Here is a 25,792-nt window from a genome sequence, read left to right on the forward strand (position 1 = left end):
AGAGAAAAAATGAGCAAAACCGTCCATTATTTGAAAGACTACGCCGCGCCAGCGTACCGTATTCTGAAAACCGACCTGCATTTCGATATTTTAGAACCGCAAACCATCGTCAAATCCAGCCTGACCGTCCAACCTGAAAGAGCAGGGGAGCCGTTGGTATTGGATGGTTCGGCAAAACTGCTGTCTGTGAAAGTAAACGGCCGGGCCGTAGATTATGTGTTGGAAGACGAAAAACTGACGATTGCCGGCGTGCCGTCTGAAAACTTCACGCTGGAAGTGGAAACCGAAATTCTGCCTGCTGAGAACAAATCCCTGATGGGTCTGTATGCTTCCGGTGGCAACCTGTTCACCCAATGCGAACCGGAAGGTTTCCGCAAAATTACGTTCTACATCGACCGTCCGGATGTCATGTCTAAATTTACCACCACCATCGTTGCAGACAAAAAACGCTATCCGGTGTTGCTGTCTAACGGCAATAAAATCGATGGCGGCGAGTTTTCAGACGGCCGTCATTGGGTGAAATGGGAAGACCCGTTTGCCAAGCCGAGCTATCTCTTTGCTTTGGTGGCAGGCGATTTGGCGGTAACGGAAGATTATTTTACGACCATGAGCGGCCGTAAGGTCAAAATCGAGTTCTACACCACTGAGACAGACAAACCTAAAGTCGGTTTTGCCGTGGAATCGTTGAAAAATGCGATGAAATGGGACGAAACGCGCTTCGGCTTGGAATACGACTTGGATATTTTCATGGTCGTTGCCGTGGGCGATTTCAATATGGGCGCGATGGAAAACAAAGGTTTGAATATTTTCAACACCAAGTTTGTGCTGGCCAACAGCCGTACCGCGACCGATACCGACTTTGAAGGCATTGAATCTGTTGTCGGCCATGAATATTTCCACAACTGGACGGGCAACCGCGTGACCTGCCGCGATTGGTTCCAATTGTCACTGAAAGAAGGCTTGACCGTATTCCGTGATCAAGAGTTTTCCGGCGACCGAGCCAGCCGCGTGGTACGCCGTATCGACAATGTCCGTATGCTGCGCTTGTTCCAATTCCCTGAAGATGCGGGCCCGACTGCGCATCCTGTCCGCCCGGCCAGCTATGAGGAAATGAACAACTTCTACACCATGACCGTCTATGAAAAAGGTGCGGAAGTCGTGCGCATGTATCACACTTTGCTCGGGGAAGAGGGCTTCCAAAAAGGCATGAAGCTGTATTTCCAACGCCACGACGGTCAGGCGGTAACCTGCGATGATTTCCGTGCCGCAATGGCAGACGCAAACGGCATCAATCTTGATCAGTTTGCTTTGTGGTACAGCCAAGCCGGTACGCCGGTTTTAGATGCCCAAGGCCGTCTGAAAGATGGTGCGTTTGAATTAACCATCAAACAAACCATTCCCGCGACGCCCGATATGGCGGACAAACAGCCGATGATGATTCCGGTCAAAACCGGTTTGCTAAATGAAAAAGGCGAAGCGGTTGAGTTCGAATATCAAGGCAAACGGGTGAAAGAGGCGGTTTTGGTATTGACTGAAGCCGAGCAGACTTTTGTATTGGGCGGCGTCAATGAGCCGGTTATCCCGTCTCTGCTGCGTGATTTCTCTGCGCCGGTTACCCTGAACTATCCATACAGCGAGCAAGAATTGGCCACTTTGCTGGCGGCAGATGAAAATGAGTTTGCACGCTGGGAAGCTGCTCAAACCTTGTACCATCGCGCCATTAACGCCAATCGTCAGGCATTGGCAGAAGGCCGTCCTTTGCCTGAACACAAAGCATTGATGGACGCTTTGGCTTTGGTGGTCTCCGGTGATTTCGACCCGGCATTCCGCGCCATTTTGCTGCAAATGCCGTCTGAAACCGATGTATGGGCGGAAGAAGAAAATATTGACCCGATTCAAGTTCATCAAGCGCGCGAAGCCTTGCTCAATGCCGTTGCCGTCAAGTTCCTGCCTCAATGGCGCGAGCTGAATCGTCAGGCTACCGAGCAAGAAAACCAGGCTGATGCCGCCATTCGTTATGAATATAGCCCGGAATTGGCCGGCTGGCGTACCTTGCGTAATGCTTGCAGGGCATTTATCTTACGTGCTGACGCTACGCATATCGAACACGTTGCGGAGAATTACGAAGCAATGGCGCAAAACATGACCCACGAATGGGGTATCTTATCCGCAATCAACAGCAATGAAAGCGAAATCCGCGATCGCTTGTTGACGCAATTTGCCGATAAATTCGCCGATGATGCCTTGGTAATGGATAAATACTTTGCCCTGATTGCTTCAAGCCGCCGCAAAGATACTTTACAGCAAGTTCAGACAGCCTTGAATCATCCTAAGTTCAGCATTGAAAACCCGAATAAAGCCCGTTCTTTGTTGATCAGCTTCAGCCGCAATATTCCGCATTTCCATACAGAAGACGGCGGCGGCTACCGCTTTGTAGCCGATAAAGTGATGGAAATCGACCGCTTTAACCCACAAGTTGCCGCCCGACTGGTGCAGGCTTTCAATATCTGTAATAAGTTGGAAGTTAACCGAAAAGCCGTCATGACCAAAGAATTGCAACGCATCAATGCACAAGAAGGTTTGTCCAAAGATGTGGGCGAGATTGTCGGTAAGATTTTGAATGAAAAATAAAGCTTGTTTGTTGACCTTATTGTAATTTGGCAATAAGGATAGATAGACTAAAGGCCGTCTGAAACCAATTGGTTTCAGACGGCCTTTTTATATATCAACACTTAAATTAATTTTCGTTGAGGGTAGGTAATGGGAATAAAAAAAGAGCCTGCATAAAACAGGCTCTTTTTCATACTAATCCGAAGATTAGAATTTGTGACGCAGGCCAACCAAACCAGAGATGGTTTCAACTTTGTGAGGGCCAGACTCAGCACCACGCAACCAGCCGGCAGAAACCAAAGCAGTAGTGCGTTTAGAGAAGTCATAGTCAGCACCAACGATAACTTGGTCGTATTGAGTGCCTTTCAGTTTTTCGCCGTCAACTTTAGCTTTGAAGCCGTGAGCGTAAGAAACGCGAGGAGTTACGTTACCGGCGCGGTAAGCGGCAGTAGCGGCAACTTCGATGGTTTCAGCAGGACGGCTGTCCAAGCCAGCAGCAGTACCGAATACTACGTTAGAAGCGTTAGTACCGGCAGCACGCATAGCAGAAGTTACAACACCGTTAGATTGGGCTTCAGCGTAGTCACCCAAAGTTTCCCAGTTTTTAGCGTATTGACCGGCTACAGATACGAACAGGTTGTTAGCATCGTAACCACCTACCAAGCGGTGTACGTGACCGTCTTTTTCAGAAACGGCGTTTTTACGGAAACCACCGGCGTATTGACCGAAGAAGCCAGAGTTTTCGTAGTTCAGGCCAGCGTAGTAAGTGTCACGGGTAGCGTCGTTGTGAGTGTATTTGTCAGAAGGGTTAGCGTTGTCGCGTGGAGTGTATTGTACGCTTGCGCTGAAGCCTGAGAATACAGGGCTGTCGTAGCGTACAGATACTGCACGTTCGTCAACACGGGTAAATACAGACATATTCAAAGCGCCGTTGTTGCTTTCCCATTGGTCAACATTGTCGCTAGAGTCTTTAACAGTAGAGTTTAATTTACCGGCACGAATTTTACCGAAGCCACCTTCCAAACCGATGAAGGATTCGCGAGAAGCCCACTCTTTGTCGCCACCGGCGATAGAAGTGTTTTGTTCAACTTGCCAGATGGCATTCAGGTTGTTACCCAAGTGTTCGTGGCCTTTAAAGCCGATACGTGAGCCGAAGTCAGCGATTTCGGTAGCAGTTTTAGAGCTTTTCTCGTGACCCAGTTTAGCAGCAGTTTGTTCACCCAATTTTACTTTGGATACTTCAACGCCAGCTTTAATTTGACCGTACAGAGTTACGTCAGCCATAGCTGCAACAGGCAGAGCCGCCAGAGTCAGGGCAATCAGTGATTTTTTCATTGCTGTTTTCCTTTTTTAAGTGTGAAGAAGCGAGCATTCGTTCTTCTTATTACGATATCGTTCTCTTTCAACGATTCCATGACCATAATATAAAGGTTATGGCCTAGGAAAACAAATTTTCCTCTTGTTTTGAGTGATTTTTGCGGGGAAACGTTGTTTTTTACAGACAGGGTGGAAGTGGGAGACTGCCTTTTATTTTGTAATGTGTTTTTCTAAAAGGGAATTTTGGGATGGCTATAAAATATGGGGTATATAGAATTGGGTTGTGAATATTGTTTATCGCGTTTTCAGACGGCCTTATCGTGTATTGGGTTTGCAAATATATAAAAAACCTGCCTGATTGCTCGGGCAGGTTTTATTTGATTGAAAGACAGATTAGTTTTTGTCTTGGTCAACCAGTTTGTTTTTGGCAATCCAAGGCATCATAGAACGCAGTTGAGCGCCGACTTTTTCAATTTGGTGATCAGCGGTCAGACGGCGACGGGCTGTCATGCTGGCATAGTTGACGGCACCTTCTTGGATGAACATTTTAGCGTATTCGCCGGTTTGGATGCGTTTGAGGGCATTGCGCATGGCTTCGCGGGATTTGTCGTTGATGACTTCGACGCCGGTTACGTATTCGCCGTACTCTGCATTGTTGGAAATGGAGTAGTTCATGTTGGCGATGCCGCCTTCGTAAATCAGGTCAACGATGAGCTTCATTTCGTGCAGGCATTCGAAGTAGGCCATTTCTGGGGCGTAGCCTGCTTCGGTCAGGGTTTCGAAGCCGGTTTTGATCAATTCGACCACGCCGCCGCACAATACGGCTTGTTCGCCGAAGAGGTCGGTTTCGGTTTCTTCGCGGAAGTTGGTTTCGATTACGCCGCCTTTGGTGCCGCCGTTGGCTGCGGCGTAAGACAGGGCGATGTCGCGTGCTTTGTCGCTTTTATCTTGGTAAACGGCGATCAGGGAAGGCACGCCGCCGCCTTTCAGGAATTCGCTGCGCACGGTGTGGCCTGGGCCTTTAGGGGCAACCATGATAACGTCGAGGTCGGCACGGGGTACGATTTGGTTGTAGTGTACGTTGAAGCCGTGAGCGAATGCCAATACTGCGCCTTCTTTCAAGTTTGGCTCGATTTCGTTTTTGTATACGATAGGTTGGTTTTCGTCAGGCAACAGAATCATCACAACGTCGGCTGCTTTGGTTGCTTCGGCAACGGTGCGCACGTCGTGGCCGGCTGCTTCGGCTTTTTTCCAAGAGCCGCCTTGGCGCAGACCGATGACGACATTTACGCCGGAATCTTTCAGGTTTGCTGCGTGTGCGTGACCTTGTGAGCCGTAACCGATGATGGCAACGGTTTTGCCTTTGATCAGAGAAAGGTCAGCGTCTTTATCGTAATAAACTTGCATTTTATTTCCTTAGTGTAAGAGGGTTCCGGACAATCCGGGTTGAGTTAAAAGTAATAGGGGGTTAAGCAGGGACTTGGTTCATCAAGACGATTTCCAATGCTTCGGTTTTTCCTTCGATGGATTTGACGAAGTTTTGGAAATGTTCGCTGGCATTGTGTTCGTCAATAGCTGCTTGGGATTTCCAATTTTCTACGAATACGAAACGGTTGGGTTTGCCGATTTCTTGGTGCAGGTCGTAGCTGATGTTGCCTTCTTCTGCACGGCTGGCTTTGACCAATTCTTTAAATTGGGCAGCCAGAACCTCGGTGTATTCGGGTTTGACGGTAACTAATGCAACGATTTGGATGCTTGACATGTTTGTCTCCTGCTGTTTTTCAGACGGCCTTTGTTGAAAGTAACAGGCCGTCTGAACGATACAGCGTTAAATTTTCAAAATACGCTCGCCGCGGCCGATGCCGGCTGCGCCTGTACGTACGGTTTCCAAAATTTGAGCACGACCGACTGTTTCGAGGAAAGAGTCGAGTTTTTCGGTAGAACCTGTGATTTCGATGGTATAGCTGCGGTCTGTTACGTCAATAACGCTGCCGCGGTAGATTTCGGTCAATCGCAGGAATTCGTCGCGGTCTTTGCCGACGGCGCGGACTTTTACCAACATCAGTTCGCGTTCGACAAAACGGCTTTCGTTCAAGTCAACCACTTTGACAACTTCAATCAGTTTGTTGAGTTGTTTGGTGATTTGCTCGATAACGTGCTCATCGCCGTGGGTAACAATGGTCATACGGGACAAGGTTTTGTCTTCGGTTGGGGCTACGGCCAGGGAGTCGATGTTGTAATCGCGTGCGGAGAACAAACCTACCACACGGCTCATCGCACCTGATTCGTTTTCCATCAGAATAGATAAGATATGTCGCATTTCTTTCTCCTTACGCTTTTGCAATATCGCGCATGTGCGGCGGCAGAACCATTTCATCCAAACCTTTGCCGTTGCCGACCATAGGCAGTACGTTTTGTTTCTTGTCTGTCAAAAAGTCGAGGAATACCAAACGGTCTTTTTGGTTTAATGCTTCCAACAGGGCGCCTTCGACGTCGGATTTTTTGTCCACACGGATGCCGATATGGCCGTAGGATTCGGCCAGTTTGACAAAGTCGGGCAATGAATCGAAATAGGTTTCCGATTCGCGGTTGCCATAATACAGCTCCTGCCATTGGCGAACCATACCCAAATAGCCATTGTTCAATGTAACGACATTGATGGGGACATTATATTGGAAGCAGGTGGACAGCTCTTGGATATTCATTTGAATAGAGCCTTCGCCTGTGATACAGAAGACGTCTTGTTCCGGAGCCGCCAGTTTGGCACCGAGGGCGTAAGGCAGGCCTACACCCATCGTACCCAGACCGCCGGAATTGAGCCATTGGCGGGGACGCTCGAATGGATAATATTGAGCGGCAAACATTTGGTGTTGGCCAACGTCGGAAGTAATAATGGCTGAGTTTTTGGTAATTTCTGCCAGTTTTTGAACAACGTATTGCGGTTTAATAATTTCGCTGTCGTTTTCAAACCACAGGCAGTTGTGCGAACGCCATTCTTCGATGGTTTTCCACCATTTGTCCAATGAGTCAGCTGAAGGCGCAGTTTCTTGTTTGCCCCACAGATGAATTATTTCGGTCAATACGTTTTTAACATCGCCGACAATCGGAATGTCCACTTTAACGCGTTTGGCAATGCTGGATGGGTCGATGTCGATATGGATGATTTTTTTGGGTTTGTCTAAAAATTTTGACGGTACGGAAACAACGCGGTCGTCAAAGCGCGCACCGATTGCCAAAACGACGTCTGCATTTTGCATCGCCAAATTGGCCTCGTAGGTACCGTGCATGCCCAACATGCCCAAGAATTGGCGGTCGCTGGAAGGGTAAGCGCCTAAACCCATTAATGTGCCAGTACAGGGTACGCCGGTCATGCGGATAAATTGGGTCATTTCCTCGGAGGCATTGCCCAATACCACGCCGCCGCCGAAGTAAACGATGGGGCGTTTGGCAGAAGCCAGCATTTGTACGGCTTTTTTAATTTGGCCGATGTGGCCTTGTACAACCGGTTGGTAGGAGCGGATGAAGATGTCTTCTTGCGGATAGCTGAATTTGGCCATCGCTTGGGTTACGTCTTTAGGAATATCGACGACAACGGGGCCCGGACGGCCGCTGGCGGCAATTTGGAAGGCTTTTTTAATCGTATCAGCCAGCTCGCCAATATTGGTAACCAAAAAGTTGTGTTTAACACAAGGGCGGGTGATTCCGACCGTATCCACTTCTTGGAACGCATCTGTACCGATGAGGGAGTTGCCCACTTGGCCGCTGATGACGACCAGGGGGATAGAATCGCTGTACGCGGTGGCAATGCCGGTCAATGCGTTGGTTACGCCCGGGCCGGAAGTTACCAAGGCTACACCGACTTTGCCGCTGACGCGGGCATAGGCATCTGCCGCATGTACGGCTGCCTGCTCATGGCGGGTTAGAATGTGCTTGAATTTGTTGAGTTGGAAAATGGCATCGTAGATTTCGATAACCGCACCACCGGGATAGCCGAATACGTATTCAACACCTTCGGCTTTGAGACTTTGCACGACGATTTGTGCGCCTGATAATTGCATATTGACCTCTTTTATGCGGTTTCTAACCAATAGGAACAATCCGCCTCACCACAGCACCTGTAATGCAATTCCGCCAAGCAGCGATTTAGGGTACGCGCATTGAGGGAATACGGCGACAGTCAGACTGTCCAAACAATTGGAAAGGAACACAGAGTTTGTGAAAAAGAGTAGAAAAGATAACGCAAACCGACTGTTCAATCAAGATAAAATCTTTCATCTTTTAACATTTGAAACGGGAAAATAGATTGAAGGTTGATTTTAAAGAAATAAAAAAACAGTTTTATTGATCTTGGTGTGGATGGATTGTTGACAGTTTGAGTAAGGAGAAGGTTTTTTTGCAAATGACGAATAGCAAAAAACCTCTTGACTGAATCAAGAGGTTTTTTAAATTTGGTGCCCAGGGTCGGACTCGAACCGACACACCTTGCGGCGGGGGATTTTGAGTCCCCTGCGTCTACCAATTTCGCCACCTGGGCTAGCGAAGAAGTCGTCATTATAGCGAGTTCTCGAATCTTGTAAAGCGGTATTTGAAAAAAAATTGAATTATTTTTATATTTGTTTGATTTTTAATGAATTAAACTTTTTGAGTTTAATGCCTGTCCAAATGGAAGGCAGGTTTTTAAAACAAAAAAACGGTATTTATCTACAAAAAGGGCTACTTTTAATGTGTCAAACGCGTTAATATGAAGATGTTTTGTTTTTAGACTGGCCGGGTGGTTGTTTGGCCTTATTTATTTGAAACGGTTTTGGAGAAAATTTATGCTTTCCGTCACACGAACTTTCTTACTCAGTGCTATTGCGTTGGCCACCCTGGCTGCTTGTCATCCTAAAGAGGAAGCCAAAGAGGCTTCTTCGGCGCCTGCCGCTTCTGCCGCACCTGCCGCTTCCGGTGAATCTACTGCCAAAGCGCAAGCGCGTGGTACCGATATGCGCAAAGAAGACATTGGCGGCGATTTTACGTTGACCGATGGCGACGGCAAACCTTTCAGCCTGAGTGATTTGAAAGGCAAAGTGGTTATCCTGTCTTTCGGTTATACCCACTGTCCTGACGTGTGCCCGACCGAGTTGCTGACTTACAGCGACACTTTGAAACAATTGGGCGACCAGGCTAAAGACGTGAAAGTGGTATTCGTCAGCATCGACCCTGAGCGCGATACGCCTGAAGTAATCGGCAAATACGCCAAACAGTTCAACCCTGATTTTATCGGACTGACGGCCACCGGCGATCAAAGCCTGCCTGTCATCAAACAGCAATACCGTGTGGTATCGGCTAAAGTGAACCAAAAAGAAGACAGTGAAAACTATTTGGTCGACCACTCTTCAGGCGCATATTTGATTGATAAAAACGGCGAAGTGGCGATTTTCTCGCCTTACGGCAGCGAGCCTGAAACGATTGCAGCCGATGTGAAAACTTTATTGTAAAATCGTAGTTGAGGCCGTCTGAAATGGGTTGTAGATTTCAGACGGCCTTCTTGCTTTTGATACGGCAAAGGAAAAGAAAAAAATGACCGACACACTTTTAACGATTGCTTTATCCAAAGGACGGATTTTTGAGGAAACCCTGCCGCTGTTGGCCGCAGCCGGTATTGTGCCTGCGGAAGAGCCGGAAAAGTCGCGCAAGCTGATTATTGGTACCAATCATGACAACATCCGTTTGGTGATTGTGCGCGCGACTGATGTGCCGACTTATGTGCAATATGGTGCGGCGGACTTCGGCATTGCCGGGAAGGATGTGCTGATCGAGCATGGCGGAGACGGTTTGTATCAACCTTTGGATTTGCACATCGCCTCATGCCGCATGATGGTTGCGGTTAAAAAAGGTTTTGATTATGCCGCTGCTTCCCAACCCGGCAGCCGCTTGCGGATTGCCACCAAATATCCCGACATCGCCGCCGAACATTTTGCCGGCAAAGGTGTGCATGTGGACATCATCAAACTGTACGGCTCGATGGAGCTTGCGCCTTTGGTCGGTTTGAGCGACGCGATTGTTGATTTGGTTTCCAGCGGCAATACATTGAAGGCCAATGGTTTGGAAGCTGTAGAACATGTGGCTGATATTTCCAGCCGCTTGGTGGTCAACAAGGCGGCATTGAAAACCAAATATGCGCTGTTGAATCCGATTATTCAGGCATTTGAAAATGCCGCTAAGGCCGTCTGAAAATTTTGGATAGATATTGCAAACCTGTTTGCCAACCCAGTTTGAAAGCCCCGTCATGATGCAAAGCAAACCGACACTCGATACGATTCTTTCCCATCGCTCCATCCGCAGGTTTACTTCCGAGCCGATTACCGATGAAATCCTCGATACGCTGGTGCGTGCGGGGCAGCAGGCTTCGACTTCCAACAACCTGCAATGCGTTTCCATCATCCGCGTATCCGACCTTGCGCTGAGGCAGGGAATACATGAAGCGGCTGGAAGCGCACCTTATATTGTCCATTGTGCGGAATTTTTATTGTTTTGCATTGATTTCTCCAAACACAAGGCAATGTTTCCCGATGCGCAAATTGATTGGGCGGAAGTCACCCTGATTGGCGCGGTCGATGCAGGCATTATGGCGCAAAACGTCTTGCTAGCTGCCGAATCGCTTGGGCTGGGTGGCGTGTATATCGGCGCATTGCGCAATAATGCGCAAAAAGTGTCGGACGTATTGAGCCTGCCGGATTATTGCGTGCCTTTGGTGGGACTCTGCCTTGGTTATCCCGACCAAGACCCGCCGTTCAAACCGCGCCTGCCGAAGGAAATGGTGTACGCCGAAAACGCCTGCCCAAGCCTGAATGCCGATGCGGTTGAAACCTATAATCAGGCCGTGGCGGATTATTATGAGTTACGCAAGGGCAGCCCGATACCTTGGAAGGAATCGCTGGCCAAAACCTTGGGCAATCCCGTGCGGCCGCATATGTTGGCGTTTTTGCAGAAAAAAGGTTTTTTGAAAAGATAATGTTCAGACGGCCTGTATGTGGCTGAGGCCGTCTGAACATAAGAACTGGAAAAGAAATATATAAAGATAATTCTCAGTTGCGCTGGTTAAGTAGGTCTATTCCAATCGGTTTAAGTGCTTGGGATAAACAGAAATGACTTCATAGCTGATGTTGTTGAGGAAGAATAGAGAGATGCGATGCTTCAGATATTTAAGCAGTTATTTAGTAAAAAATCCCAAAAATCTCAAGAGCGTGAGTCAATACTTCCCCGTAATCGCTTTGCGGATCTAGATTTTGAGCGAGTGTTGAAGTCAGGAACTCGTTGTTGTGTTGATGAAGATGGGCACTATGCTGAGGATGGTAAAATCACATTATTTGAATTTTCTATAGACTTTGCAGAATTTGAGTTCATAGGTGATTTCAAAATTGAGGAGGAAGACCAGTTTAAGCAACTATTAGCTCGTTTAAATAGTATTGACAATGCCATTCAGTCCTATTTGGAAAGTGAGATGCAACAACCCATCCCTCAGTTTGCCAAGAATCTCGGCTATACTCAGAAGAGGTGGGAGAAAACCTTTTACTTCCATCCTTGGATATTAAGTTTTGATGAAAATCCTCCTAATCTTCGCTATGTTGCCGATTATGTAAATGATGAGTTTACGGTTTTTTTTGCTAAAAAACATGGTAGATGGAAGGTATACTGGGATGAAAAGTGCCAAAACGTGATCAAAGAATAGCTAGGTAGGATTTTCGTAGAGATATAGAAACAAAGAAGAGAGCAAACCATGAAGAAACTCGACACTCAATCCCCTGATTTTCAAGCCGGACTCAAAGCGTTACTTGCTTTTGAAACCGCGCAAAATCCTGAAATAGACCGTATTGTCGCCGACATCTGCGCCGATGTTCAAAAACGCGGCGATGCAGCGTTGATTGAATATACCAACCGCTTTGACGGTACATCCGCTCAAACCATCGACGATTTAATCCTGACGCAAGACGATTTGCAGTCTGCGTTTGAGCGTTTGCCCGAAAACATTCAGACGGCCTTGAAAACAGCCGCGAGACGGGTGGAAAGCTACCATAAACACCAAAAAATGGAGTCGTGGACTTACGAAGACGAAGACGGCACGCTTTTGGGCCAACAGATTACGCCGCTTGACCGTGTCGGTATTTATGTTCCGGGCGGTAAAGCCGCTTATCCGAGTTCCGTCATCATGAACGCCATGCCTGCCCACGTTGCCGGCGTGAAAGAAATCATCATGGTTGTTCCCACTCCGAAAGGCGAGCGCAACGATATTGTGTTGGCGGCTGCTTTTGTGGCTGGTGTAACCAAAGTGTTTACGGTCGGCGGCGCGCAGGCAGTTGCGGCTTTGGCTTATGGTACGGAATCTGTGCCTCAAGTCGATAAGATTACCGGCCCGGGCAATGCTTTTGTCGCTGCGGCCAAACGACGCGTGTTCGGTGTGGTCGGCATTGATATGGTGGCAGGGCCGTCTGAAATTTTGGTGATTGCCGATGGTACGACGCCTGCCGATTGGGTGGCGATGGATTTGTTCAGTCAGGCGGAACACGATGAAATTGCACAAGCGATTTTGATCGGTACTTCCCAAGCGTATTTGGACGAAGTTCAGACGGCCATGAACCGCCTGATTGAAACCATGCCGCGCCGTGCGATTATTGAAGCTTCATTGGGCAACCGCGGCGCAATGATTTTGGCTAAAGACTTGGACGAAGCCTGCGAAATCGCCAACCATATTTCTCCCGAACACTTGGAATTGTCGGTTGAGAATCCGCAAGAGTGGGCGAAAAAAATCCGCCACGCCGGCGCGATTTTCATGGGACGCTATACCAGTGAAAGCCTGGGCGACTATTGCGCCGGCCCCAACCACGTTTTGCCGACCAGCCGCACGGCGCGTTTCTCTTCTCCTTTGGGAACATATGATTTCCAAAAACGCTCCAGTCTGATTCAGGTTTCAGAACAAGGCGCGCAGAAATTGGGCAAAACCGCCAGCGTGTTGGCGCATGGCGAAAGTTTGACTGCGCACGCCAGAGCGGCTGAGTTCCGTTTGAAAGACAATCCGTAAGAAATCAAAAAGGGCATCTAAACAGATGCCCTTTTTATTGTGATGAAGGTTTGGCCGATAAGGCATCAGGCCGTCTGAAAACAGGTTTAACGGTTTTTCAGCCAGTCATTACGCATTTGTGCGGCTTCTTCAAAATAACGGTAAAGCTCGGTTTTGTTGCCGTCTGAAAGGAGTTGTTCCAATTTGGATAATTGTTCTTTCAAATCTCCGGTCAGTTTGAGCAGGGCAGGGCGGTTGGCCAGGCAGATGTCTGTCCAGACGGCAGGGTGGCTGGAGGCAATGCGGGTAAAGTCGCGAAAGCCGGTGGCGGCATAGGGGAGATAGTCTTTGCCGTGCGGATGGTCGAACAAAGCGTGGACATAGGCAAAGGCGGCCAAATGCGGTAAGTGGGAAACGGCGGCAAAAATATTGTCATGTTCTTCGGCACTCATGGTGAAAATCTGCGAACCAACCGCCTGCCACAGGCTTTTCAACCGTCTTAGGCCGTCTGAAGCCTCTTGGCCGTGCAAGGTAATGATCAGGCGGCTGTTTTGAAACAAACCGCAACGCGCGGATTTTGCGCCGCTTTGATCCGAACCTGCAATCGGGTGGGCGGCAAAACATTGCGGCAGGCGTTCGGACAAATGGGTGCGGAAGGCATTGAGTGCCGATTGTTTGGTGCTGCCAACATCGGAAACGCAGGCCGTTTCTTTTAAGAAAGGCTTGATGTCGCGGCATACGTCAGGCAGGACGGAGACCGGCGTGGCAATCAAAACCAAATCGGCATTGCCGATGCTTTCGGCGCAAATATTCGGGCAGGCATGGTCGATGATGCCGCAGTCGAGCGCGTAATTGAGGTTGTCGGCATTGGTGTCGATGCCGGTAACGCTTTGCACCAGCCCCAAGCGTTTGAGGTCGAGCATGAACGAACCGCCGATTAAACCGACGCCGATAAGGGTAATGTGGGGGAAGAAGGCGGAAGTGTTCATGGTTTGCATCCGGTTTAAGTGGAAAAGCTTATTTTAATCTGTCATCGAGGCCGTCTGAAAGATGGAATCAAGGTTTCAGACGGCCTTTTTTAGGGTCGATTTTTCATGATTTAGGCATAGAAAAATCCGTTTAGTAGGATCATGTAACCGATTATCAGATTTTCATACACTAAAATAATCATCTGAATTAGTATAACGTCTTAAAGTAAGTAATTGGTATCTTAAAGTAAATTATTACATCATATTTTATTCTGATTGGTATCGGATAAAATAATTCACTCAGAAAGAAGGAATTTATGAGTTTTTCACAAACCGAATTAGTCAATGCAATGCATTTGCTTTCCACCCGCCTGCCTCAATTTCCCGAGCAGCAAAACCAAGTATCCCGCATGTTGCGCATTGTAACCGAACGTTTGAGCAGCCATTTGAATGAAAACCTGAAAGCGTTCGGCATCAATGAAAATCTGTGGTTCTCCCTGATGGCGGTTTACGTCAGCCCAAACAGCGAAATCCTGCCTTCGCGCTTGAGCGACCTGATGGACTTGACGCGCACCAGTGCCACACGCCTGTCGGACGATATGGTTGAACGCGGCTGGGTAGAGCGTTATATCAATCAAAAAGACCGCCGTCAGATTGTGCTAAAATTGACCCCTTCGGGTGAGACCTTCATCCACGAAGTATGGCCGCAAATTGCCCGTCAGAGCGGCCAAGCGTGGGAAGATTTCACGAAAGAGGATTATGATACGCTGCAACACCTGTTGGGTAAACTGTTGAACCGTTTGGGCAATTGACAACAGAAGGCCTGATGGTCTGCGGCAGGCACACATAAACGGAGTCTGTATGAAATTAGGTTTGGTCAAATCAAGCGTATGCGTTGCCGCAGTTTCGCTGTTGGCGGCATGTGCGCCTTTCGGCAAACAGTCGCCTTTGGATGAGACAACAGCCTATCCGCTGCCGCAAGGCCAATCTGCCGCTACTGCCCAAGACGGCTGGTGGATGAAGCTGAAAGATGAAAAATTAAACAATTTGATTGCTTCCGCCATTCAGACGTCTACCAATCTGCGTGTCGTCAAGGCAAGGTTTGAGCAGGCTCAGGCGCAGCTGGGCGTTGTAGGAGCCGCAAACAAACCGCAAGTCGGCTTGGGTGTTACAGGTCTGGGTGCTTATGTTTCACCCAAACCTCAAGCCGGTATGATCGATACCGACCATACATTGGTTTTGGCGAACGCAGCCTTGCAAGGCAGCTTGGTTTTTGACTTTTGGGGTAAAAACCGAGAGCAGATTCAAGCCGTTTTGGGAAAAAGCCGGGCGGCGGTATATGAAGCGCAGCATGTCCGCACCGAGCTGGCTCATGCCGTTGCTGCACAATATTTTGCGTGGCAGATGGCGACAGAACAACTGGCGCTGCTGGATACGCGTATAGAGCTGGCGGATAAAGCATTGAAACTGATGCAACAACGCGTTAAAGCGCAGCTGGCGCCTGCTGATGCGTTGCACGCTCTGGAAATGGCGCAACAACAATTGCAGCTTGAAAAATCGGCATGGACTCAGAAAAACGAGAAAATCCGCAACAGTTTGGCTGTATTGACCGGCCGTGTACCGGGCGCATTGAATGGACAAGTTCCGGAAAAAATGGCGGCTGTGCCGTCATTGCCAGTTAGCCGTATTGAAGCGGATTTGCTGGCGGCCCGCCCTGATATCGCGGCACAAAAAGCCTTGCTTGAAGAGAAATGGCATATCGTCAAATCAACCGAAGCAGAGTTTTATCCGAATATTGAGTTGAAAGTTTTGGCAGGCATGACGCATATTGATGCGTTCAATCTGATTCGCGGACGGACATCCGGTATGTTGGGCATTGTTCCGGCTTTGAATCTGCCATTGTTTACTTCCGGCGCGCTGCAATCCAAATTGGCAGGCAAACGCGCCCAATATAACGAGCAGGTTGCCGTGTACGACCAAACTGTTTTGAACGCCATGCGTTCGGCGGCAGATGCCGTCGTAGATTATCAAAGCTTGAAAAGTCGACAAGATACTTGGAACAAGATGGTCAATATTGCAGATAAATCTGTGCAAAATGCGAAAGGACGCGTTCGTGCAGGCTTGGATAACGGCTTGACTGCCTTGCAAAAACAAGACGAAGCTGTGCGTACGAAAATGTCGGCAGTCCAATACCATGCAGAATATCTGACAGCTTGGAGTAACCTCAATGCCCAATTGGGCGGAGGCTTTAAATTAAATAAGAAATAAACGGTTTATCAAACGGCAGGCCGTCTGAAAGTGATTTCAGACGGCCTTTTGCTTACCTTATTTACATTTGCTACCGGAAGAAATTATTGTAATGAATAGAGTGTAACTATAAAATATGACCCTTTAGCGCGTTAAACGCGCGTATTGGGGGCTGATGGTATAAGTCAGCTACCCGACAGGACAATAATATCGTTATCACATGTGCAGAATTTAAAGTTGGGACTTATGGATACTCAATCAGAAAAAAATAATGTCCAAAATGAAACGGAAGTAGCCGCTTCCGGCGCAAAAACGCATCGCAAACGCAATTTGGTTATCGTTACACTCCTATTCCTTATTACGGCAACCGTAGTTGCTTTGGCGTATTTCCTGTTTTGGCAGCATGAAGAAGAAACGGAAGATGCTTATGTGGCCGGTCATTTGGTGATGATTACGCCGCAGGTGAACGGCACGGTGCGCAAAGTCATGTATGACGATACGGATGTCGTGAAAAAAGGCGATGTTTTGGTGGCTTTGGACGACAGCGATTTTCAGCTGGCATACGATCGCGCGCAAAATGAATTGATTCAGGCCATCCGTCAAAATAAACAGCAAACTGCGGTCAATTCAAAAGCCAAAGCGCAAGTATTGTTGCGCAAAGCCGATTTGGCCCGTGCGCAAGCCGATTTGCGCCGCCGCGAATCTTTGGCGGGTACGGAAGCGGTTTCCGGCGAAGAACTCAGCCATGCACGCGCCGCTGTGGTTCAGGCTCAGGCTGCATTGAAAGCGGTTGAGGCGGAAGAAGTTTCTGCTCAGGCAGCGTTGGGCAGCAATATTCCGCTGCGCCAACAACCGGCGGTTCAGACGGCCATCAGCCACATCAAAGACGCTTGGCTGAATCTGCAACGTACGCAAATCCGTTCGCCAATCAGCGGTCAAATTGCCAAACGCAATGTCCAAGTCGGTCAACGTATCGCGCAAGGTACGCCGATGATGGCCGTTGTACCTCTGTCTGAATTGTGGGTGGATGCCAACTTTAAAGAATCGCAACTGCGCAAAATGAAAATCGGCCAGCCTGTTGAAATGACAGCCGATTTGTACGGCAGCAAAGTGGTTTACCATGGCAAGGTAATGGGCTTGTCGGCCGGTACGGGCAGCGCGTTCTCATTACTGCCGGCACAAAACGCAACGGGCAACTGGATTAAAGTTGTGCAACGTGTACCGGTGCGTATCAGTTTGGATGCTAAAGAATTGCAACAAAATCCGCTCCGTGTCGGTTTGTCGATGACTGTTAAAGTCGATGTTGCCGAGAAGGGCAGCGGTAAAGCCATGACTGCCGAAGCAGAACGAAATACTGCGCTGCCGGAAACGGAAAGTGTGGATTGGAAAGCCGCCGATGCTTTAGTCGATAAAATCTTCGAGCAATATGCAAAATAATCTTTTCAGACGGCCTGGGTCTTTTATTGAAGGCTCAGGCCGTCTGAAACATTGATTCTCTTCAATCGACCGCTTTGGCGGTTGTCTTATAGTTTAAAAATATGAATTATCCGCCGTTACAAGGGTTTAAGCTGGTGTTGGCAACGTTGGCGCTCAGCTTGGCCGTATTTATGGAAGTCTTGGACAGCACCATCGCCAACGTCGCCGTGCCCGTTATCGCAGGAGATTTGGGTGCGGCGACCACGCAGGGCACTTGGGTGATTACCTCATTTGCCGTAGCCAATGCCATTTCTGTCCCCCTGACCGGCTTTTTGGCCAAGCGGTTTGGCGAGGTTAAAATCTTTATTGCTGCCGTGATTGGTTTTGTCGTAACGTCATGGCTGTGTGGTATGGCGCATAATCTTCAAGCCTTGGTTTTTTTCCGTGTATTGCAAGGCTTCATCGCCGGGCCATTGATTCCCTTGTCACAAAGCCTGTTGATGGCTTCCTATCCGCCTGAAAAACGAACATTGGCACTGGCCTTATGGGCGATGACCGTCGTTGTTGCCCCTGTATTGGGGCCGATTTTGGGCGGTTGGATTTCTGACAACTGGCATTGGGGATGGATTTTCTTTATCAATATCCCAATCGGGGTTTTATCCGCTTCCATCGCTTGGAAACAGCTTAGACACAGGGAAACCGAAATCGTCAGGGCGCCGATTGATTACGTCGGGCTGGTGTTGATGATTGTCGGTGTCGGCGCATTGCAAATGATGCTTGATAGGGGCAAGGAATTGGACTGGTTTGCCTCGGAAGAGATTATCGTTTTGGGCGTTACCGCTTTGGTGTTTCTGACCTATTTTATTGTTTGGGAGCTGGGCGAGAAATACCCGATTGTCGATTTGTCATTGTTTAAAAATAGAAACTTCACGATAGGCGTTGTTGCCACATCGTTGGGCTTTATGGTCTATATGGGCACATTGACCCTGCTGCCTTTGGTGTTGCAATCAAATCTCGGCTATACCGCTACTTGGGCCGGTTTGGCTGCTGCACCGGTAGGTTTTCTGCCGATTATTTTATCGCCGATTATCGGTAAGTTTGGTAATCGCGTCGATATGCGCCTGTTTGTCAGTGCCAGCTTCTTAGTGTTTGCCTACACATTCCATTGGCGAACCGATTTTTATGCCGGTATGGATATGAGCAACGTCGTTTGGCCGCAATTTTGGCAGGGTTTAGGCGTAGCCATGTTCTTCCTGCCTTTGACCAGTATCACGCTATCGCATATGAAAGGCAACCAAATTGCCTCGGCCAGTAGCCTGTCTAACTTCTTGCGTGTCTTTATGGGCGGTGTCGGAGTATCCGTTGTCAGCACCATGTGGGAACGGCGCGAAGCTCTGCATCATACTCAGCTGACCGAACATATCAATTCATTGTCCTCAATCAGCAACCAATCTATTCAAGGCATGATGGCCAATGGTCTGAGCAAAGAGCAAGCCCTGGCTGCGATAAATAGCACCATTTCCCAACAAGGCTTTATTATTGGCTCAAATGAAATCTTCTTGGCAGGCAGCATTATATTCATCAGCATGATCCCCATTATTTGGCTGGCAAGACCACCATTTAACGGCTCCAGTGGGGGAGGACATTAAATAAAAGGCCGTCTGAATTTCAGACGGCCTTTTATCTATATATTATTTAAGACTCAATAACAGATCTCTAAATGCATTCGGATCTTTAATAAATGTCATTTCGCCTGATTGAGGAAAATGGAAATCCAGCAGGCGGGACACCCAGAAACGGATACATCCGGCTCTTTGTGCAGTAGGGAAATATACACGTTCTTCATCAGATAAAGGACGTACGCTTTCATAGCCATGGATAAAAGCATCATAAAGAGCAGAGTCTAATTTATTATCGGCTGTCCGCGCCCAGTCGTTAACTGCAATGGCCAAGTCGTACATAAAATTACCATTGCACGCATAATAAAAATCGATAAAGCCGGAAACTTCATCTCCATTAAGCAGTACATTGTCTTTAAATAAATCGGCATGGATAATACCGGAAGGCAAATGTTCTCCAAGATTTTCATCTAAAGCAGCAATTTCAGCTTGAAGCAGTTTGGCATCTTCGCTATCTAAAACCGGGAGTAACTGGGTGCAGGCATCATGCCACCAGCCATCATAACGAGGATTTTTCATTTTTAAAGGAAAATCTTGGCCGGCTAAATGCATTTTGGCTAACATCGCACCAGTGTGGAAACATTGAGCCTCAGTCGGCCAGCCGGTATCGGAGCCATTCAAACAGGTCACCAAACAAGCAGGTTTTCCGGCTAAAATAGAATGCAGTCCACCATCTTTACGAGCAATCGGAGCAGCGCAGGCAACGCCATTTTGGCTCAAGTGTTGGTTTAGCTCTAAAAAGAAAGGCAGTTCCTCTGATTTTAAAACCTCAAAAACAGTCAATACATAACGACCGGTTGAGGTAGTCAGAAAATAATTACTGTTAGTAATCCCTTGGGCAATTCCCTGCAAAGAGACAAAATCTCCCAAATCATATTGCAGCAAGAAATCGCGCATTTGAGCGTCGGAAACACTGGTATAGACAGACATAGCAAACTCGAAGCTGAAATAAAATCAAAGAAACATCATACCAAAAAACAAGCGGCAACAATATAAATTAAAGCATAGGTCAAATTCAAAAGGCCGTCTGAAATACTCTTTCAGACGGCCTTAGTATTGAACCGGGTTGGATTTGGGAAGCGAATAGGGAAGATTTGAGGTGTTTTTAGAAAAATAAAAAACCTGTTAAAACAGGGGAGTGATTAAATTTTTGAAAATAATTTTGCGAAAGGTGTTGACTGGTTTTGTTGGGAGGCGTATAGTTCGGTTTTTCGCTGCTGACGCGGTGAAGAAAACGAAGCAGACAGTATAACACAGTTGGTTGAAATTTTCGATAATTTTAGTTGACTTTTGAAAATTGTACTGTATAATTCGATTCGCTCTTTAAAAAACAGATTACCGATAAGTGTGAGTGCATTAGGCCTCACACTGTTTGAAAGACAGACAAGATGATGTTTTAGACATTGTCCTGTCGGTTTCTTTGAAGCAGACCAGAAGTTATAAGTTAGAGATTGAACATAAGAGTTTGATCCTGGCTCAGATTGAACGCTGGCGGCATGCTTTACACATGCAAGTCGGACGGCAGCACAGAGAAGCTTGCTTCTTGGGTGGCGAGTGGCGAACGGGTGAGTAACATATCGGAACGTACCGAGTAATGGGGGATAACTAATCGAAAGATTAGCTAATACCGCATATTCTCTGAGGAGGAAAGCAGGGGACCTTCGGGCCTTGCGTTATTCGAGCGGCCGATATCTGATTAGCTAGTTGGTGGGGTAAAGGCCTACCAAGGCGACGATCAGTAGCGGGTCTGAGAGGATGATCCGCCACACTGGGACTGAGACACGGCCCAGACTCCTACGGGAGGCAGCAGTGGGGAATTTTGGACAATGGGCGCAAGCCTGATCCAGCCATGCCGCGTGTCTGAAGAAGGCCTTCGGGTTGTAAAGGACTTTTGTCAGGGAAGAAAAGGCTGTTGCTAATACCGACAGCTGATGACGGTACCTGAAGAATAAGCACCGGCTAACTACGTGCCAGCAGCCGCGGTAATACGTAGGGTGCGAGCGTTAATCGGAATTACTGGGCGTAAAGCGAGCGCAGACGGTTACTTAAGCAGGATGTGAAATCCCCGGGCTCAACCTGGGAACTGCGTTCTGAACTGGGTGACTAGAGTGTGTCAGAGGGAGGTAGAATTCCACGTGTAGCAGTGAAATGCGTAGAGATGTGGAGGAATACCGATGGCGAAGGCAGCCTCCTGGGATAACACTGACGTTCATGCTCGAAAGCGTGGGTAGCAAACAGGATTAGATACCCTGGTAGTCCACGCCCTAAACGATGTCAATTAGCTGTTGGGCAACTTGATTGCTTAGTAGCGTAGCTAACGCGTGAAATTGACCGCCTGGGGAGTACGGTCGCAAGATTAAAACTCAAAGGAATTGACGGGGACCCGCACAAGCGGTGGATGATGTGGATTAATTCGATGCAACGCGAAGAACCTTACCTGGTCTTGACATGTACGGAATCCTCCAGAGACGGAGGAGTGCCTTCGGGAGCCGTAACACAGGTGCTGCATGGCTGTCGTCAGCTCGTGTCGTGAGATGTTGGGTTAAGTCCCGCAACGAGCGCAACCCTTGTCATTAGTTGCCATCATTAAGTTGGGCACTCTAATGAGACTGCCGGTGACAAGCCGGAGGAAGGTGGGGATGACGTCAAGTCCTCATGGCCCTTATGACCAGGGCTTCACACGTCATACAATGGTCGGTACAGAGGGTAGCCAAGCCGCGAGGCGGAGCCAATCTCACAAAACCGATCGTAGTCCGGATTGCACTCTGCAACTCGAGTGCATGAAGTCGGAATCGCTAGTAATCGCAGGTCAGCATACTGCGGTGAATACGTTCCCGGGTCTTGTACACACCGCCCGTCACACCATGGGAGTGGGGGATACCAGAAGTAGGTAGGGTAACCGCAAGGAGCCCGCTTACCACGGTATGCTTCATGACTGGGGTGAAGTCGTAACAAGGTAGCCGTAGGGGAACCTGCGGCTGGATCACCTCCTTTCTAGAGAAAGAAGAGGTCTGATGCATTCACACTTATCGGTAAACTGTAAAGATGCGGAAGAGGAAAGCTTGAGTGAAGACAAGATTCGCTTAAGAAGAGAATCCGGGTTTGTAGCTCAGCTGGTTAGAGCACACGCTTGATAAGCGTGGGGTCGGAGGTTCAAGTCCTCCCAGACCCACCAAGAACGGGGGCATAGCTCAGTTGGTAGAGCACCTGCTTTGCAAGCAGGGGGTCATCGGTTCGATCCCGTTTGCCTCCACCAAGCACTTTACAAATTAAAGGAAGCCTGCTATACTTAGCAGCTTATTTTGATTTGCGAAGTGAAATATCGACGCATCGATCTTTAACAAATTGGAAAGCCGAAATCAACAAACAAAGACAATGCGTTTGTTTTGATTTTTTATTCTTTGCAAAGGATAAAGAATCTCTCGCAAGAGAAAAGAAAACAAACACAGTATTTGGGTGATGATTGTATCGACTTAATCCTGAAACACAAAAGGCAGGATTAAGACACAACAAGCAGTAAGCTTTATCAAAGTAGGAATTTCAAGTTTGCTTCCCTAGTCAACGGGTAGGCAAACGAAGTCAGAGAGGTTCTTGAAATGATAGAGTCAAGTGAATAAGTGCATCAGGTGGATGCCTTGGCGATGATAGGCGACGAAGGACGTGTAAGCCTGCGAAAAGCGCGGGGGAGCTGGCAATAAAGCTATGATCCCGCGGTGTCCGAATGGGGAAACCCACCTCTTAGGAGGTATCCTTATCTGAATACATAGGATAAGCGAAGCGAACCCGGAGAACTGAACCATCTAAGTACCCGGAGGAAAAGAAATCAACCGAGATTCCGCAAGTAGTGGCGAGCGAACGCGGAGGAGCCTGTACGTGATAACTGTCGAGATAGAAGAACAAGCTGGGAAGCTTGACCATAGTGGGTGATAGTCCCGTATTCGAAATCTCAATGGTGGTACTAAGCGTACGAAAAGTAGGGCGGGACACGTGAAATCCTGTCTGAATATGGGGGGACCATCCTCCAAGGCTAAATACTCATCATCGACCGATAGTGAACCAGTACCGTGAGGGAAAGGCGAAAAGAACCCCGGGAGGGGAGTGAAATAGAACCTGAAACCTGATGCATACAAACAGTGGGAGCACCCTTGTGGTGTGACTGCGTACCTTTTGTATAATGGGTCAACGACTTACATTCAGTAGCGAGCTTAACCGAATAGGGGAGGCGTAGGGAAACCGAGTCTTAATAGGGCGAACAGTTGCTGGGTGTAGACCCGAAACCGAGTGATCTATCCATGGCCAGGTTGAAGGTGCCGTAACAGGTACTGGAGGACCGAACCCACGCATGTTGCAAAATGCGGGGATGAGCTGTGGATAGGGGTGAAAGGCTAAACAAACTCGGAGATAGCTGGTTCTCCCCGAAAACTATTTAGGTAGTGCCTCGAGCAAGACACTGATGGGGGTAAAGCACTGTTATGGCTAGGGGGTTATTGCAACTTACCAACCCATGGCAAACTAAGAATACCATCAAGTGGTTCCTCGGGAGACAGACAGCGGGTGCTAACGTCCGTTGTCAAGAGGGAAACAACCCAGACCGCCAGCTAAGGTCCCAAATGATAGATTAAGTGGTAAACGAAGTGGGAAGGCCCAGACAGCCAGGATGTTGGCTTAGAAGCAGCCATCATTTAAAGAAAGCGTAATAGCTCACTGGTCGAGTCGTCCTGCGCGGAAGATGTAACGGGGCTCAAATCTATAACCGAAGCTGCGGATGCCAGTTTACTGGCATGGTAGGGGAGCGTTCTGTAGGCCGATGAAGGTGCATTGTAAAGTGTGCTGGAGGTATCAGAAGTGCGAATGTTGACATGAGTAGCGATAAAGCGGGTGAAAAGCCCGCTCGCCGAAAGCCCAAGGTTTCCTACGCAACGTTCATCGGCGTAGGGTGAGTCGGCCCCTAAGGCGAGGCAGAAATGCGTAGTCGATGGGAAACAGGTTAATATTCCTGTACTTGATTCAAATGCGATGTGGGGACGGAGAAGGTTAGGTTAGCAAGCTGTTGGAATAGCTTGTTTAAGCCGGTAGGTGGAAGACTTAGGCAAATCCGGGTCTTCTTAACACCGAGAAGTGACGACGAGTGTCTACGGACATGAAGTAACCGATACCACGCTTCCAGGAAAAGCCACTAAGCTTCAGTTTGAATCGAACCGTACCGCAAACCGACACAGGTGGGCAGGATGAGAATTCTAAGGCGCTTGAGAGAACTCGGGAGAAGGAACTCGGCAAATTGATACCGTAACTTCGGGAGAAGGTATGCCCTCTAAGGTTAAGGACTTGCTCCGTAAGCCCCGGAGGGTCGCAGAGAATAGGTGGCTGCGACTGTTTATTAAAAACACAGCACTCTGCTAACACGAAAGTGGACGTATAGGGTGTGACGCCTGCCCGGTGCTGGAAGGTTAATTGAAGATGTGCAAGCATCGGATCGAAGCCCCAGTAAACGGCGGCCGTAACTATAACGGTCCTAAGGTAGCGAAATTCCTTGTCGGGTAAGTTCCGACCCGCACGAATGGCGTAACGATGGCCACACTGTCTCCTCCCGAGACTCAGCGAAGTTGAAGTGGTTGTGAAGATGCAATCTACCCGCTGCTAGACGGAAAGACCCCGTGAACCTTTACTGTAGCTTTGCATTGGACTTTGAAGTCACTTGTGTAGGATAGGTGGGAGGCTTTGAAGCAGAGACGCCAGTCTCTGTGGAGCCGTCCTTGAAATACCACCCTGGTGTCTTTGAGGTTCTAACCCAGACCCGTAATCCGGGTCGGGGACCGTGCATGGTAGGCAGTTTGACTGGGGCGGTCTCCTCCCAAAGAGTAACGGAGGAGTTCGAAGGTTACCTAGGTCCGGTCGGAAATCGGACTGATAGTGCAATGGCAAAAGGTAGCTTAACTGCGAGACCGACAAGTCGAGCAGGTGCGAAAGCAGGACATAGTGATCCGGTGGTTCTGTATGGAAGGGCCATCGCTCAACGGATAAAAGGTACTCCGGGGATAACAGGCTGATTCCGCCCAAGAGTTCATATCGACGGCGGAGTTTGGCACCTCGATGTCGGCTCATCACATCCTGGGGCTGTAGTCGGTCCCAAGGGTATGGCTGTTCGCCATTTAAAGTGGTACGTGAGCTGGGTTTAAAACGTCGTGAGACAGTTTGGTCCCTATCTGCAGTGGGCGTTGGAAGTTTGACGGGGGCTGCTCCTAGTACGAGAGGACCGGAGTGGACGAACCTCTGGTGTACCGGTTGTAACGCCAGTTGCATAGCCGGGTAGCTAAGTTCGGAAGAGATAAGCGCTGAAAGCATCTAAGCGCGAAACTCGCCTGAAGATGAGACTTCCCTTGTGGTTTAACTACACTAAAGAGTCGTTCGAGACCAGGACGTTGATAGGTGGGGTGTGGAAGCGCGGTAACGCGTGAAGCTAACCCATACTAATTGCTCGTGAGGCTTGACTCTATCATTTGAAGAACTTCAAATAA

At 48.5% G+C, this 25,792-nt stretch carries 17 protein-coding genes, 3 tRNA genes and 2 rRNA genes; 14 read left to right on the plus strand and 8 right to left on the minus strand.

Annotated features, from left to right (window positions below; translation table 11 throughout):
* Positions 1–9: 9 nt before the first annotated feature.
* Positions 10–2,631, plus strand: a complete 2,622-nt coding sequence (pepN, locus tag FOC66_RS00195) for an aminopeptidase N (RefSeq protein WP_003748472.1) — start codon at positions 10–12, stop codon at positions 2,629–2,631.
* A gap of 186 nt (positions 2,632–2,817) precedes the next feature.
* Here the strand turns inward: pepN and porB are convergent, their stop codons facing one another.
* The 6 genes from porB to FOC66_RS00225 form a co-directional block, all read right to left on the minus strand.
* Positions 2,818–3,945, minus strand: a complete 1,128-nt coding sequence (gene porB, locus FOC66_RS00200; protein WP_003748475.1) for a trimeric porin PorB — start codon at positions 3,943–3,945, stop codon at positions 2,818–2,820.
* Between the two features lie 375 nt (positions 3,946–4,320).
* On the minus strand, positions 4,321–5,334 hold the full coding sequence (gene ilvC / locus FOC66_RS00205) for a ketol-acid reductoisomerase (protein WP_003748477.1): 1,014 nt from the start codon (positions 5,332–5,334) through the stop codon (positions 4,321–4,323).
* A 61-nt stretch (positions 5,335–5,395) separates the two neighbouring features.
* Entirely contained in the window at positions 5,396–5,689 is a 294-nt protein-coding gene (locus FOC66_RS00210) for a putative quinol monooxygenase (RefSeq protein ID WP_003748478.1), read from the minus strand.
* Positions 5,690–5,755: 66 nt separating this feature from the next.
* On the minus strand, positions 5,756–6,247 hold the full coding sequence (gene ilvN / locus FOC66_RS00215) for an acetolactate synthase small subunit (RefSeq protein ID WP_003748480.1): 492 nt from the start codon (positions 6,245–6,247) through the stop codon (positions 5,756–5,758).
* Between the two features lie 10 nt (positions 6,248–6,257).
* Positions 6,258–7,985: a biosynthetic-type acetolactate synthase large subunit gene (gene ilvB / locus FOC66_RS00220; protein ID WP_003748481.1), complete on the minus strand. Its 1,728-nt coding sequence runs from the start codon at positions 7,983–7,985 to the stop codon at positions 6,258–6,260.
* 391 nt (positions 7,986–8,376) lie between these two features.
* Positions 8,377–8,461, minus strand: a tRNA-Leu gene (locus FOC66_RS00225).
* 283 nt (positions 8,462–8,744) lie between these two features.
* Between FOC66_RS00225 and FOC66_RS00230 the strand changes: the two genes are divergently transcribed.
* From FOC66_RS00230 to hisD, 5 genes are all read left to right on the plus strand, one after another.
* Complete coding sequence (locus tag FOC66_RS00230; protein WP_003748483.1) at positions 8,745–9,407, plus strand: SCO family protein; 663 nt, start codon at positions 8,745–8,747, stop codon at positions 9,405–9,407.
* An 82-nt stretch (positions 9,408–9,489) separates the two neighbouring features.
* Entirely contained in the window at positions 9,490–10,143 is a 654-nt protein-coding gene (gene hisG / locus FOC66_RS00235; RefSeq protein ID WP_003748485.1) for an ATP phosphoribosyltransferase, read from the plus strand.
* Positions 10,144–10,198: 55 nt separating this feature from the next.
* The gene (nfsA, locus tag FOC66_RS00240) at positions 10,199–10,924 is read left to right on the plus strand and encodes an oxygen-insensitive NADPH nitroreductase (RefSeq protein ID WP_003748487.1); all 726 of its coding nucleotides are present in this window, start codon (positions 10,199–10,201) and stop codon (positions 10,922–10,924) included.
* A 177-nt stretch (positions 10,925–11,101) separates the two neighbouring features.
* Complete coding sequence (locus FOC66_RS00245; protein ID WP_003748489.1) at positions 11,102–11,641, plus strand: hypothetical protein; 540 nt, start codon at positions 11,102–11,104, stop codon at positions 11,639–11,641.
* A gap of 48 nt (positions 11,642–11,689) precedes the next feature.
* Positions 11,690–12,988 (plus strand): histidinol dehydrogenase, encoded by a 1,299-nt coding sequence (gene hisD / locus FOC66_RS00250; protein ID WP_003748491.1) that lies wholly within the window; start codon positions 11,690–11,692, stop codon positions 12,986–12,988.
* A gap of 86 nt (positions 12,989–13,074) precedes the next feature.
* Here hisD and FOC66_RS00255 read toward each other — a convergent pair whose 3' ends face one another.
* Positions 13,075–13,956, minus strand: coding sequence for a prephenate dehydrogenase (locus FOC66_RS00255; RefSeq protein ID WP_003748493.1), 882 nt, complete (start codon positions 13,954–13,956; stop codon positions 13,075–13,077).
* Positions 13,957–14,252: 296 nt separating this feature from the next.
* Here FOC66_RS00255 and FOC66_RS00260 point away from each other — a divergent pair, with 296 nt between their 5' ends.
* From FOC66_RS00260 to FOC66_RS00275, 4 genes are all read left to right on the plus strand, one after another.
* A complete protein-coding gene (locus FOC66_RS00260) occupies positions 14,253–14,747 on the plus strand; it encodes a MarR family transcriptional regulator (protein WP_003748495.1) in 495 nt (164 codons plus the stop codon).
* A gap of 49 nt (positions 14,748–14,796) precedes the next feature.
* Complete coding sequence (locus tag FOC66_RS00265; protein ID WP_003748497.1) at positions 14,797–16,203, plus strand: efflux transporter outer membrane subunit; 1,407 nt, start codon at positions 14,797–14,799, stop codon at positions 16,201–16,203.
* A gap of 225 nt (positions 16,204–16,428) precedes the next feature.
* Positions 16,429–17,619 carry an efflux RND transporter periplasmic adaptor subunit gene (locus tag FOC66_RS00270; protein WP_003748499.1) on the plus strand — a complete coding sequence of 397 codons (1,191 nt, stop codon included), beginning with the start codon at positions 16,429–16,431 and terminating at the stop codon, positions 17,617–17,619.
* A 101-nt stretch (positions 17,620–17,720) separates the two neighbouring features.
* On the plus strand, positions 17,721–19,247 hold the full coding sequence (locus FOC66_RS00275) for a DHA2 family efflux MFS transporter permease subunit (RefSeq protein ID WP_003748501.1): 1,527 nt from the start codon (positions 17,721–17,723) through the stop codon (positions 19,245–19,247).
* A 42-nt stretch (positions 19,248–19,289) separates the two neighbouring features.
* Here the strand turns inward: FOC66_RS00275 and thrB are convergent, their stop codons facing one another.
* The gene (thrB, locus tag FOC66_RS00280) at positions 19,290–20,207 is read right to left on the minus strand and encodes a homoserine kinase (RefSeq protein ID WP_003748502.1); all 918 of its coding nucleotides are present in this window, start codon (positions 20,205–20,207) and stop codon (positions 19,290–19,292) included.
* Positions 20,208–20,730: 523 nt separating this feature from the next.
* Between thrB and FOC66_RS00285 the strand changes: the two genes are divergently transcribed.
* The 4 genes from FOC66_RS00285 (at position 20,731) to FOC66_RS00300 (ending at position 25,769) form a co-directional block, all read left to right on the plus strand.
* Positions 20,731–22,271 (plus strand): 16S ribosomal RNA (locus FOC66_RS00285).
* A 104-nt stretch (positions 22,272–22,375) separates the two neighbouring features.
* Positions 22,376–22,452: transfer RNA gene (locus FOC66_RS00290), tRNA-Ile, on the plus strand.
* A 5-nt stretch (positions 22,453–22,457) separates the two neighbouring features.
* Positions 22,458–22,533, plus strand: a tRNA-Ala gene (locus FOC66_RS00295).
* A gap of 347 nt (positions 22,534–22,880) precedes the next feature.
* Positions 22,881–25,769: ribosomal RNA gene (locus FOC66_RS00300) — 23S ribosomal RNA — on the plus strand.
* The 16S and 23S rRNA genes sit together here with 2 tRNA genes alongside, the layout of an rRNA operon.
* The last annotated feature ends 23 nt before the right edge of the window (positions 25,770–25,792 follow it).

The organism is Neisseria mucosa, assembly GCF_013267835.1.
GTDB lineage: Bacteria > Pseudomonadota > Gammaproteobacteria > Burkholderiales > Neisseriaceae > Neisseria.